Raw genomic sequence first — 12850 nt, 5'->3', positions numbered from 1 at the left:
TTTAAAATTTCAGATTATTTAATTTCTGCACATTCTGTTCTAATGCAGTTTTATATTCATTTTTCATTCGATTAATTAATTCTTCTGTAGAAATAACATCATGAATTCCAGAAACACCATGCCCAGCAGACCAAATGTCTTTCCATGCTTTATGTCCATCTCCACCAATCAATTTCGAAAAATCTTCTTCTTTCTTTTCGTCTAAATCAATTCCAGAATGAATAATACTTGGTTTCAAGAAGTTAGCATTAACGCCAGAAATTCCATCAGTATAAAGAACATCTTCGAAAGTAGAATCGACTAACATTGTCTTATAATCTTCGTCCGCAGCAGCTTCTTTTGTTGCAATAAAGCGCGTTCCGATGTATGCAAAATCAGCACCCATATTTTCGGCTGCTAAAATATCATTACCGTTGTTCATCGCTCCAGCCAAAATTAAACATCCATCATAAAATGTACGAATGTCATCAATCAATGCAAAAGGATTTGCCGTACCAGCGTGTCCACCAGCACCAGAAGCAACAGCAATAATTCCATCAACACCAGCTTCGGCCGCTTTTTCTGCATGACGTTTTTTGATTACATCGTGAAAAACCAAACCTCCATAACTGTGAACTGCATCTACAACTTGTTTTACAGCTCCAAGCGACGTGATAATAAGAGGAACTCTATATTTTGCGCATAAAGCTAAATCACCTTCTAGGCGAGGATTTGTCTTGTTAACGATTAAATTCACTCCAAATGGAGCTGGTTTTTTACCGGTTTCTTCTTCAAATTGTTTTAATTGAGAAGTGATATCAATTAACATTTGTTCGAAATCTTCGGCAGTTCTTCCGTTTAAAGAAGGAAACGTTCCACATACACCATTTTTACAAGCTTCTACAACCAATTCGGTTCTGGAAACAAGAAACATAGGAGATGTTATCAAAGGAAGGTCTAAATTATTTTTAAATTCTTGTAGGGTCATACTAAAATTTTTTATTGTGGTATACGATGCAATATAGTTATAAATTATTTTTGTGAAAATTAAAATTCCTTTATAATTTCTAAATGTAGAAGCAAAACCTTTGATGTATCTTTGCATCACTAATTTTTAAGTATTGGATTTAAAAGAACATTTAAGACGCAACATTAAACTAGCCTTTCCTGTAATGATTACTCAAATGGGACAAATTTCTGTCAACATTATTGATAATATTATGGTTGGAGGTTTAGGTGGAAAATATGATAATATAGAAGATGAAGTTTTAGGAAAAACAGCCTTAGCAGCGGCTTCTTTAGGAAATTCATTGTTTTTTGCTGTTTTAGTATTTGCTTTCGGATTTAGTTTTGCATTGTCTCCATTGGTTGCCGCAGAAGATTCGAAGGGAGATAAAAAAATGGCAGCAAATTATTTTTCGCACAGTTTGGTTCTGAATGTTACTTTATCAATCGGTTTATTTTTATTGATAACATTTCTAAAACCGTTGATGTACTACATGGGACAACCAGCTGATGTAGTTGAAAAATGTATTCCTTATTTAACGATTATGACATTTTCAATGATTCCATTGATGATTTTCCAAACATTTCGACAACTATCAGAAGGTTTATCATTAACGATTCCAGTGACAATAGCAACAGTTTTGAGTAATGTGATAAATATTACGTTAAACTATGGTTGGATTTATGGAAACTGGGGATTTCCGCGCTTAGAAGTTGCTGGTGCAGCTTGGGGAACATTTGTCGCTCGTTTGGTGATGATGATTTTCTTGATTATCGTGTTGTTTAATTTCAAGAAAACGAAATCTGTTTTGCAAGAAGTTCAGTTTAAGGCTTCTAATTTTCAGAAAGCTATTTTCAGAAAAATTGCAGGGATTGGAATTCCAACTGCGTTGACATCTTTCTTCGAAATGAGTGCTTTTTCTTTAGCAGCTTTTGTTTGTGGATATACTTTTACAAATTCTATTGCAGATCAAGAGTTAGCAAAAGTCAATTTAGCAGCGCATCAAATAGCGATAAACCTTGCTTCAACAACTTTTATGATGTGTACTGGAATTGGAGTTGCAGCAACGGTTCGTATCGGAAATCAATTAGGTTTAAAAGATTATAAAACCTTACGAGAAGCTGGCTGGTCATGTATTTTGATGGTTTTATCCTTTATGATTTTATGCGGAGTATTATTTATTATTTTCCGTTATCAGTTGCCAACAATTTATTTAGATAATCCAGATGTTATTAATTTAGCAGCATCTTTACTGATTATTGCATCACTTTTCCAAATGTCAGATGGAGTACAATTGGTGTTATTGGGCGCTTTGAGAGGAATGACGGATGTTAAGACACCTTCAATTTTGACGTTTATCTCATATTGGTTAATCGCCATTCCAATTGGTGTTGTTTTGGCAATCGTTTTTGAAATGAGAGCATTTGGAATGTGGATTGGATTGGGAGTTGGATTGACAGCTTCGGCAGTGTTTTTGATGGTTAGATACAATCGTCAAACAAAAAAAATGATTAGGGAAAATCCTAATTCAGAAATAATTTTAGAAGATAAATTAAAAAACATATAAGATGGAATTACCAAAATTTTTAGTTGCAGATAATTCAGAATTTCCTGAAAAAATCTTTATTCTTCATACAGAATATCCTCGTTTTTTATTAGACGTAGAAACTGATGATATTGAGTGGTTTGAAGATATTTCTGAAGAAGAAGAGAACGACGAGTTTGATACAGAAGTAGCAAATTTAATCGAAGACGCTTTAGATTTCTACGATCAAGAAATGTCACAATTAGACGGAGAAGAAGAGTGAGTCTTAATAGAATAATTTCGATAGTTTTTATTGGTGTAAGAATTACACTAAAATAATTTTATATGCTTGCATTATAATTTTTTTATTAGTATTTTGCAACTAAGAAATTATTCAAAACCATGGAAATAAAACGATTATTTGATTTTCCACAAAATCAATTAGATAATAATCCTCGAGAAGATGCTTTGGTGTCTAAGGTGAACGGAAATTGGGTGAAAACTTCAACTCAAGAGTATGTCGCAAAGGCAAATGCATTTAGTCGAGGATTATTACAATTAGGAATCAAGCCACAAGATAAAATCGCAATCGTTACTTCTTCTAATCGTACAGAATGGAATATCTGCGATATAGGTATACAACAGGTTGGAGCTATTTCAGTTCCGCTTTATCCAACACTTTCTGAAGACGATTTTGATTATATATTAAATAACGCAGAATGTAAGTTTATCATCGTTTCTGATAAAGGTTTATACGATACTGTAGCTGCTGTTAAGGATAAAGTATCATCGCTTGTTGGTATTTATAGCTTCGATGAAATTGCTGGTGTGCCTAATTATAAAGAAATCTTAGATTTAGGGGCAGATAATTCTACTCAACATGAGGTAGACAGTATTAAAGATATCATCAAGCCTTCTGATATTACTACACTTATTTATACTTCTGGAACTACTGGTCGCCCAAAAGGTGTTGTATTGACACATAAAAACATTGTGTCTGATGTTTTAATGTCTGTTGATCGCATTCCTGATTTTCCTGATAAAGCAATCGCTTTAAGTTTCTTACCAATTAATCACGTTTTTGAGCGTATGTTGATTTATTTGTATCAACATCTAAATATTGGTATTTGGTACGCAGAAAGTATCGAGAAGTTAGGTGATAATATGAAAGAAGTAAAACCTCATGTTATGACGGTTGTCCCTCGTTTAGTAGAAAAAGTTTACGATAAAATATACAATACAGGAGCTTCTGCAGGAGGTTTTAAAACCAAAATTTTTATGTGGGCTTTAAGCCTTGTAGAAGATTATGATCCGTACAACCCTAAAGGAGGATTATTTGGGTTAAAACATTCTATCGCCAAAAGTTTAGTTTTCAGTAAATGGAAAGAAGGAGTTGGTGGTAATTTAGTATGTATGGTTTCGGGATCAGCACCATTAGCTGCTCGACTTAATCATATTTTTTGGGGAGCAGGAATTCCAATTTTAGAAGGTTATGGTTTGACAGAAACTTCACCTGTTATTTCAGTGAATTGTATGAAAAAAGATGGCTTCGGAATCGGAACTGTTGGCGCTCCTTTAAAAGGTGTTGAGGTTAAAATTGCTGAAGATGGAGAAATTTTAGTAAAAGGTCCTAATGTCACACAAGGTTATTACAAAGATCCTGAAAAAACTGCTGAAGCATTCACACCAGATGGATATTTCAAAACGGGTGATATAGGTATTCTTGAAAGAGGATTATTGAAAATTACTGATCGTAAGAAAGAAATGTTTAAAACTTCTGGAGGAAAATATATTGCGCCGCAAATCATCGAAAATAAATTCAAACAGTCTCGTTTTATTGAACAAGTAATGGTTGTTGGAGAAGGAGAGAAGATGCCTTGTGCAATCATTCAACCTAATTTCCAAGTACTAAAAGATTATTTAAAAATAAAAGGAATTGCCGAACCAGCGACTAATTCAGATTTAATTAAAGAGCCAGCAATATTAGATATCATTGGACGTGAAATAGAGAAAATGAATCAAGGTTTAGGTCATTGGGAGCAGATCAAGAAATTTGAGTTGACACCGGATGAATGGACAATAGATGATGGATTATTAACACCAACATTAAAGTTAAAACGTAAAAACGTGTTAGCAAAATACCAAGATTTGTATAATAAACTTTACGATAAAAAATAACAAAAAACTCCCTTCAAATTTTTGAAGGGAGTTTTTTTGTTATGTAAAATTCATGAAATGATTATTCTTTACGACCACCCATTGCCATCATTACGAAATAAAGTAATTGTGCCAATGATCCAATTGCAGCAACAACATATGTTCTAGCAGCCCATTTTAATGAATCTTTTGCACCTTCATATTCATTAGGCTGTACCATATTGTTTCCTTTCAGCCAAGCCAAAGCTCTGTTAGAAGCATCATATTCAACTGGTAAAGTAACAAAAGCGAAAACTGTAGTTACAGCAAACAAAAATATACCTATCCATAATAGTGTGGCATTTTTAGATGATGCCATAACGATTAATCCTAACATCAAAATCCATTGATTTAGTTTTGAAGCTAAGTTGACCATCGGAACCATTTTCGATCTAAATTGTAACATATTATATCCAACGGCATGTTGTACAGCATGTCCACATTCGTGTGCTGCAACAGCTGCAGCTGCAGCATTTCTTTCATTAAAAACGACTTCAGATAAATTAACTGTTTTATCAGCAGGATTATAATGGTCAGTTAATTGCCCAGGAGTAGATATTACACGAACATCGTGAATACCGTTATCTGCTAACATTTTTTCGGCAATTTCTCGTCCGCTCATTCCATTCGCTAAAAAAACTTTAGAGTAGTGCCTAAATTTGCTTTGTAATTTGTTCCCAACAAACCAACTAATCAGCATGAAGAGACCAATAATAATGTAATAACCTGTCATTTATTTAATTTTTATTTTTTACTTATTTATGATAAATGTTAAAATTCAAAAAGTATTCCACAATACTATTTAAGACAAAAATAAACGATTTGTTGAGGTAATGGCAGTTTTCTGTCGATAATCATATAATTTTTACAGGATAAACTGACATTTTTGTATAAATATTTATAAAGAAGAATTTTAAATCTTACTACATTTGCAGGCTATGAGTATTCGTATAAAAGAAGTGCAATCAAAACAAGATTTGGAAACATTTATTAAGTTTCCGATGAATTTGTATAAGGATAATCAATACTATGTTCCGCCCTTTATTAATGAGGAAAAGGAAACATTAGATGTTTCTAAAAATCCCGTTTTTAAAGATGCTGAGGCACGCTACTTTTTGGCAGAAAAGGATGGTATAATTGTTGGTCGTGTGGCTGCAATTATCAATTGGCAAGAAGTAAATGGTCAAGCAAAGAAAAAAATGCGTTTCGGTTGGTTTGATATGATTGATGATATCGAAGTAACAAAGGCGCTTTTAGCTAAGGTAGAGGAAATAGGTAGAGGAAATAAATTAGAATATATAGAAGGTCCAGTTGGTTTTTCAAATTTAGAAAAGGCAGGTTTGCTAACTTTTGGATTTGATAAATTGGCAACAATGGTCGGTTTATATAATTTTCCTTACTATGCGCAACATTTAGAATCATTAGGTTTTGAGACGGCGAATGAGTGGGTGGAATATGAATTGCATGCGCCAAAAGTTTTACCAGAAAAAGTCGTGAAGTTTAATACGATTATTCGCGAACGTTATAAATTGAGAGAACTTAATTTTAAGAAAACGTCCGAGATTATTCCGTATGTAGACGAAATGTTCGATTTGTTAGATAAAACGTACAGCGAATTGGATACCTATGTTCCGATTGCGGATTACCAAATTGACTATTACAAAAAGAAATATATTCCGTTTATCAACCCCGATTTTGTTAACTGTATTGTTGATGAGAATAATAAAATGATTGCTTTTGCTATTACAATGCCGTCGTATTCTAAAGCGATGCAAAAAGCAAAAGGAAAATTGTTTCCTTTTGGTTGGTGGCACATGTTACAAGCAAGTAAAAAGAATGATTCAGCTCAATTTTATTTAATCGGAATTGATCCAAAATTTCAAGGAAAAGGTGTTACAGCATTGATTTTTAGCGCAATGTTTGATACATTTAATCGAAATAATATAGAATTTTTAGAAACGAATCCAGAGTTGGCTGATAACGAAAGTATACAAGTTTTATGGAAAGCATATTCGCCAGTAAACCATAAAGCGCGTAAAACTTTCAAGAAATCAATTCAATAACGTAACAAAATATGTTTGATATTCATCAATTAGAGAAAGAATATTCAACTTTCAGACAAGAAGGTTTTGATTCGAAATGGTTAAATTTTGAAGCTTTAAATCAATATTTTTCATTAAAATCATCTCAAAAAGAACAAATAGGAACCTCTTTTTTAGGTAACGAAATTTATAAATTAAGTTTCGGAACTGGAGAAAAGCGATTATTGATTTGGTCTCAAATGCATGGAAACGAATCTTCTGGTACGCGAGCAATGTTTGATGTGATTAATTTTTTTGAACAAAAATCTGAATTAGCTCAAACCATTTTATCTCAATTGACGATTGATTTTATTCCGATGTTAAATCCTGATGGTGCAAATGTCAATACCCGTAGAAATGCGGTTGGAATTGATATTAACCGTGATTTTTTAGCAAAGGAATCGACAGAAATTCATGTTTTGTTAGATCAAGTGGAGAAAGGAAATTATCAAACGTTGTTTAATTTACACGATCAACGTACGATTTTCAATGTTGGGCAAACAGCGAAACCAGCAACGCTTTCTTTTTTGGCGCCTTCTTACAATGTTGAAGAAGATGTGAACGAAGTTCGCGAAAAAACGATGGGAATTATTCAATCTATGAATACAGAATTGCAAAAAGTAATTTCTGGTCATGTAGGTCGTTATACATCAGAGTTTTATCCGATGTCTACCGGGGATAATTTTACGAAAATGGGTTATCCGTGTGTGTTGTTTGAAGCGGGACATTTTCCGAATGATTATCAACGAAATACAACAAGAAAGTACAATGCATTGGCTATTTTAGCAGGATTGAATGCTTTAGCTACACAAGAAAACTTTCCGTTTGATGAGTATTTATCGATTCCACAAAATGGACAAAAATATTTGGATGTTGTCATTCATAATGTTCAAATCCAAAATGGTGAAAGTTCTTCTGTTGTTGATTTGGGAATTTATTTTGAAGATGAATACAACGAAGAAAATAATTTAGTGGAGCAAATTGCGAAGATTATTGAAATTGGAGATTTGCGAAAATTTATCGGTCATCTTGAATTTGATGCGCAAAAGCAAATTTATAAAGGACTCCGTAAAAATTATCCATTGTTGAATCAAGTTGCTACTTTTGAAATTGGTTCAACTAAAATTGAAAATGGACAAATAATCAAATAAAATACTTTGTAGTATAAATTGAAATGACGAATTTTAATCTAAAATATAAATCCTACTAAAATCAATACTAAGAAAACATGAAAAAAATATTTGCAGCAGCTTTTGTAGCTATTTTAACTTTTACAATAATGAGTTGTGATCAACAAAAAGTGTTGAATCGTTCAATTAAATATGAGAATGGTGAACGAATTTTAACTGGAGAGTTTGAGCGTACTGCTTTACAGAAAAAGGATTATGTTAGTTGGTATCAACCAGAGTTTGACTCTTATGAAGTAGAAAAAAGTAAGTTAAAAGGTTTAAAAGATTTAAGAAATTATCGTTTAGAAGTTTTTGTAGGTACTTGGTGTTCGGATAGTCAACGTGAATTGCCACGTTTGTACAAAATTTTGGATGCTATAAAATTTCCTCAAAATAGACTGAAAGTTTACGCTGTAAATAGAGATAAAAAGAGTTTTTACGGAGAAGAAATTAACAAAGAAATTACACATGTACCAACTATCATCGTTTACGATAATAAAAAGAATGAAGTTGGTAGAATTGTAGAATCGCCAGTTTCGGGTTATTTGGAAGAAGATTTGGCACAAATTGTGAACGGAACACCGTTAACACCAAATTATTCGAATGACTAATAATCTAAAAAAAATAATACTTGTTATTGTTGCTTTTCTGTTTGGAGGTTTGTTGACTTACTTTGTAATGAAACAATTCAAAACAGAGAATACTAACGAACAATCACATGTAATTGCTTATCAAATAGAGAAAATGAATAAAATGATTGTAGCAGAACAAGCGTATTCTGATGTATACAATCATACCTCGAAGAAATCTTTACCAGGTTTCGAGAATATTTATTCGGCAGATAAAAAGGTAACGTTGTTGGTAAATGCAAAAGCACAAGCAACGTATGACTTGAAAAAAATGGATGTTGAATTAGATTCTGTGAATAAGAAAATTATCATCAATTCGATTCCTCCAGTAGAAATCAAAGTTTATCCAGATGTTAGTTTTTATGATATGGATCAAAGTGTTTTCAATAAATTTGATAAAGATGATTTGAATGGAATTAAGAAACGTGCAATAGAGCATGTGGAGAAAACCATAGATCAAACAAAATTAAAACAAGAAGCGCATCAGCAACTCATTCAAAACCTTGGGGATTTGTATTTTTTAGCAAAAACATATGGTTGGACAATTGAAGATAAAACTGATTACGCGAACGAATTAAATAAAATTTACAATTAATAAATAGATAAAACCTGTTCTAATGAATAGGTTTTTTTTATCTAAAAAAAGATTTGAGTGTTTTCATTTTTTCAATAAAATTGAAAATAGTATTTTCGCTAAATATTAAAACAAAAATGAATTTGCGTAAACTTTTACTTCCATTTTCTAGTTTATATTGGATAGGAACTTCGGTTCGAAATATGATGTATTCTATTGGGATGATGCCTTCAAAATCGTTTAATATTCCAATTATTAACGTAGGAAACCTTTCTGTCGGTGGAACAGGAAAATCTCCGCATATCATGTATTTGGCTAATTTATTAAAAGATGAAAAGCTGTTAAGTACATTGAGTCGTGGTTATGGAAGAAAAACAAAAGGATTTCATATAGCGAATTATTCTACAAAAGTATATGATATTGGTGATGAGCCAATGCAGTTTTTTCAACGCTTTAAAAATAGAATAATAATTGCTGTTTGCGAAGATCGAGTTTTTGGAGCTCAGAAATTAATTGAACATTATAATGCTGAAGCAATTTTGTTGGATGACGCGTATCAACATCGCGCTATAAAAGCAGGATTTAATATATTATTGACAGATTACAATAATCCATATTATAAAGATTATTTACTTCCTGCAGGTGATTTGCGCGAGAGTAGAAGCGGAGTAAAAAGAGCTGATATTGTTATTGTAACGAAATGTCCGGATCGTATTTCGGAAGATAAGTTAAAAGAAATTTCGAGTAAAATAAAGTTGAAATCGCATCAACAATTGTTTTTTTCTAAAATTATTTATGACAATAAAGTTATTGGTCGTTTAGATAATATAGAAAAATCAACTTGGAAAAATTATAATGTAATCTTAGTAACAGGAATTGCTAAAACAGATGGTTTGGTGAAATTTGCTGAAGAAAATTTTGCAAATGTCTTGCATTTAGAATATCCAGATCATCACAATTTTAGTCAATCAGAAATTGAGTATATTTACAAACGATACGAGGATACGGATGGTAGAAAACGCTTTGATAAAATTATCCTAACTACGGAGAAAGATTATATGCGTTTGATGGAAGAATCGATGATAAAAGACGATTTATACTACATTCCGATCAGTATCGAAATTAACGATAAAGAAAAATTTAATCAAACTATTTTAGAGTATGTTGGACAGAATTAATGAAGCTGCAAAGTACATCAATAATTTATTACCAGATCAACCAGAATACGTTGTTGTATTGGGATCTGGTTTAGGAAAATTAGAAGATGAGGTTGAAAATAAAATTGTTATCAATTATAAAGACATTCCAAATTTTCCGCAAGTTACCGTAGAGGGTCACAAAGGACATTTAGTTTACGGAACTATTTTAGGTAAAAAAGTCTTAATGATGGCTGGACGTTTCCATTACTATGAAGGATATTCGATGGAAGAAGTGACTTTCCCTATGCGTGTTTTTAACGGATTAGGAATCAAAAAAGTGGTTCTTTCTAATGCTTCAGGTGGTGTAAATCCAAGTTTTAGTGTTGGTGATATTTGTTTGGTGAGAGATCACATTAATATGATGCCAGAACACCCTTTACGTGGAAAAAATATTGACGAATTAGGCCCTCGTTTTGTAGATATGTCAAAAGCATATGACAAAGAAATGTTGAATCAAGCTGTTGAATTTGCAAAAGCAAATGATATTTTGGTTCATCAAGGTGTTTATGTAGGTTTACAAGGACCAACTTTCGAAACGCCATCTGAGTATGGATTAGTTCGTTTTATCGGTGGAGATTGTGTTGGTATGAGTACAGTTCCTGAGGTTATTGTGGCTCGTCACATGGATATGCGAGTTTTCTGTTTATCTATTATTACAGATTTAGGTGGGCCAGAAATTTCTTTTGATGTTTCGCACGAAGATGTTTTGAATGCAGCTAACAATGCAATGCCAAACGTAATTCGTGTGGTGAAAAGCGTAATAGAGAATTGCTAATTTTTATTAGAATATAGAAGAAAACCAACTGAAAAGTTGGTTTTTTTATTTTATAAAAATCGGTGAATTCGACAGAATAATAAGGTCAAATAACAAGACGAATTCACCGACGAGTTTTCGAAGTAGTGATTAATTAGATCCCAACTTCACGTTCAGAGTTAATACAATTACTATGAACGATATAATCGATTAGTTTTCCATTTTCAAAACACAGCATCACATCTTCTTCATAAATTGATGTTTGTGTTAACTGATTAAATTTGATTAATTTTCCTTGAGAAATTTTTATGATTCCTGAATACCAGTTTGCAAAAACTTCTTCTCTTTGAGGGAATAAATAATTCAGCTCAACTTCGTCTAAATTATCTAAATACCCTTTGAAATTAATTAAAAATAATTCATCATCTTTCAATTCCCATTTTCCATAATATCCGCGCCAACACGTTGGTGAAGGTGGTGTAAAATAAGGAGGAGAATTAAGTCCTTTTATATATTGGTGTAAAGGATGTTCGGCAATAAGGTATTGTTGGTTGTCAATTAATAAAATTTCTCCTATCTGAGCGGTCATTTTCTTGTATGATTTACCTCAAATTTAGCTGAGCTTATTCAAATAGAAAAAAAACAATAGCGCTATTTTATCAATTTACTAAAAATTGACCGATAAAAATAAAAATTGAAAAATTATTTAGTCTTTATTTAATAAATAATACATTTTGTATTATTTTACAATAATACGTTCTCCTTGCTTCGGGAAAATATAATTGATTTTATATGGATTATCTTTCAACAATTCTTCTTGAATTTTTTGTTCAAAATCACCTTTTGGTTTTATGTGTGTAACGATAATAGTCATTCCTTTCAATTTTCCTTGACCAACTTCTTTTGCCAGGTTTTTTAATTCTTCGTTCATCAAACTCGGTGTTAAATGCCCAAATAATAACTTTTCTGGTTGAGAATTAGGAAATGAAACTTCGAGCATCATCGCTTTTAATTTTCCGTATTTTATTTTAGGTTCTAAGGCTTTCCAAATTGTAGCTAATTTGTCTGATTTTTCGATTCTATCAGCACCAGTATCTCCAAAATATATAATCGCAGATTCCTCATTTTCTACTAAAATAGCCGAGCTTTTAAGTGGATTTACATGGCTCAATTCGTAGATTGTACCTTTTAAGTTGGTGTTTTCTATTTTAAAAGATTTACCAACTTCCGCATATTTGTAATAATATTTGTTTAGTACAGGTTCTTCGCCTTCGTTGGCAAAATTTGCCCAAGCATCATTTGTGAAATACTTCTTTTTTAAGACTTCTATCATTTCGGTAATACCATAAATAGGTTTGCTCGAATCTTCAGGCGAATTAATAATCATTCCTGAAAGATGATCCAAATGTCCATGCGAAATAAAATATCCTTTGATATAATCCTTCAAAACTGTAGAATTATCTACCTCAAAAGTTCCTTTCTCTATTGCTTTATTGATTCCACTATAAATTGTACCACCATCTAAAGCTAAATAATTGTTCGAATTTTCTTCGGCAACTAAATAAGACGACAAATTACTTTCGTTACTACCTCCATATACACCAAGAGGAACGATTTGCAAATTTTGTGCAAATGATAGGATAGGTAGTGTAAGGCAAATATTAAATAAAATTTTCTTCATCAATAGGTTATTTTTACAAAAATACGATACTGCAATTTTAATTCCATAATATAGTTA

13 protein-coding genes are annotated in these 12850 nt (G+C 32.0%); 9 read left to right on the top strand and 4 right to left on the bottom strand.

Annotation, left to right across the window (positions count from 1 at the left end; genetic code table 11):
- Window position 1: 1 nt before the first annotated feature.
- The gene (locus tag QHG34_RS04400) at window positions 2-967 is read right to left on the bottom strand and encodes an NAD(P)H-dependent flavin oxidoreductase (protein ID WP_282629126.1); all 966 of its coding nucleotides are present in this window, start codon (window positions 965-967) and stop codon (window positions 2-4) included.
- 133 nt (window positions 968-1100) lie between these two features.
- Here QHG34_RS04400 and QHG34_RS04395 point away from each other — a divergent pair, with 133 nt between their 5' ends.
- The 3 genes from QHG34_RS04395 (at window position 1101) to QHG34_RS04385 (ending at window position 4688) form a co-directional block, all read left to right on the top strand.
- On the top strand, window positions 1101-2552 hold the full coding sequence (locus QHG34_RS04395) for an MATE family efflux transporter (protein ID WP_282628975.1): 1452 nt from the start codon (window positions 1101-1103) through the stop codon (window positions 2550-2552).
- 1 nt (window position 2553) lies between these two features.
- A complete protein-coding gene (locus QHG34_RS04390) occupies window positions 2554-2793 on the top strand; it encodes a hypothetical protein (protein WP_282628974.1) in 240 nt (79 codons plus the stop codon).
- A 119-nt stretch (window positions 2794-2912) separates the two neighbouring features.
- Window positions 2913-4688 carry an AMP-dependent synthetase/ligase gene (locus QHG34_RS04385; RefSeq protein ID WP_282628973.1) on the top strand — a complete coding sequence of 592 codons (1776 nt, stop codon included), beginning with the start codon at window positions 2913-2915 and terminating at the stop codon, window positions 4686-4688.
- 61 nt (window positions 4689-4749) lie between these two features.
- On the opposite strand, the gene QHG34_RS04380 is transcribed toward QHG34_RS04385, so the two are convergent.
- Entirely contained in the window at window positions 4750-5439 is a 690-nt protein-coding gene (locus QHG34_RS04380; RefSeq protein WP_282628972.1) for a zinc metallopeptidase, read from the bottom strand.
- Window positions 5440-5644: 205 nt separating this feature from the next.
- Here QHG34_RS04380 and QHG34_RS04375 point away from each other — a divergent pair, with 205 nt between their 5' ends.
- The 6 genes from QHG34_RS04375 (at window position 5645) to QHG34_RS04350 (ending at window position 11133) form a co-directional block, all read left to right on the top strand.
- Window positions 5645-6769 carry a GTP cyclohydrolase gene (locus tag QHG34_RS04375; protein WP_282628970.1) on the top strand — a complete coding sequence of 375 codons (1125 nt, stop codon included), beginning with the start codon at window positions 5645-5647 and terminating at the stop codon, window positions 6767-6769.
- Between the two features lie 11 nt (window positions 6770-6780).
- Window positions 6781-7938 (top strand): M14 family zinc carboxypeptidase, encoded by a 1158-nt coding sequence (locus tag QHG34_RS04370; RefSeq protein ID WP_282628969.1) that lies wholly within the window; start codon window positions 6781-6783, stop codon window positions 7936-7938.
- Between the two features lie 77 nt (window positions 7939-8015).
- Window positions 8016-8567, top strand: a complete 552-nt coding sequence (locus tag QHG34_RS04365) for a TlpA family protein disulfide reductase (RefSeq protein ID WP_282628968.1) — start codon at window positions 8016-8018, stop codon at window positions 8565-8567.
- Window positions 8560-9180, top strand: a complete 621-nt coding sequence (locus QHG34_RS04360) for a DUF4230 domain-containing protein (RefSeq protein WP_282628967.1) — start codon at window positions 8560-8562, stop codon at window positions 9178-9180. The genes QHG34_RS04365 and QHG34_RS04360 overlap by 8 nt, the downstream gene beginning before the upstream one ends.
- A 116-nt stretch (window positions 9181-9296) precedes the next feature.
- On the top strand, window positions 9297-10337 hold the full coding sequence (lpxK, locus tag QHG34_RS04355) for a tetraacyldisaccharide 4'-kinase (RefSeq protein ID WP_282628966.1): 1041 nt from the start codon (window positions 9297-9299) through the stop codon (window positions 10335-10337).
- Window positions 10321-11133, top strand: a complete 813-nt coding sequence (locus tag QHG34_RS04350; protein ID WP_282628965.1) for a purine-nucleoside phosphorylase — start codon at window positions 10321-10323, stop codon at window positions 11131-11133. The genes lpxK and QHG34_RS04350 overlap by 17 nt, the downstream gene beginning before the upstream one ends.
- Window positions 11134-11266: 133 nt before the next feature.
- On the opposite strand, the gene QHG34_RS04345 is transcribed toward QHG34_RS04350, so the two are convergent.
- Together QHG34_RS04345 and QHG34_RS04340 are read right to left on the bottom strand one after the other, a co-directional pair.
- Window positions 11267-11701 carry a hypothetical protein gene (locus tag QHG34_RS04345; RefSeq protein ID WP_282628964.1) on the bottom strand — a complete coding sequence of 145 codons (435 nt, stop codon included), beginning with the start codon at window positions 11699-11701 and terminating at the stop codon, window positions 11267-11269.
- A 150-nt stretch (window positions 11702-11851) separates the two neighbouring features.
- Window positions 11852-12793, bottom strand: a complete 942-nt coding sequence (locus tag QHG34_RS04340) for an MBL fold metallo-hydrolase (RefSeq protein WP_282628963.1) — start codon at window positions 12791-12793, stop codon at window positions 11852-11854.
- Window positions 12794-12850 lie beyond the last annotated feature (57 nt).

The organism is Empedobacter sedimenti, from assembly GCF_030005555.1.
In the GTDB taxonomy this organism is placed as follows: domain Bacteria; phylum Bacteroidota; class Bacteroidia; order Flavobacteriales; family Weeksellaceae; genus Empedobacter; species Empedobacter sedimenti.
The sequence above is the reverse complement of the archived record's forward strand: the minus strand, read 5'-3'. Positions and strand labels throughout refer to the sequence as shown.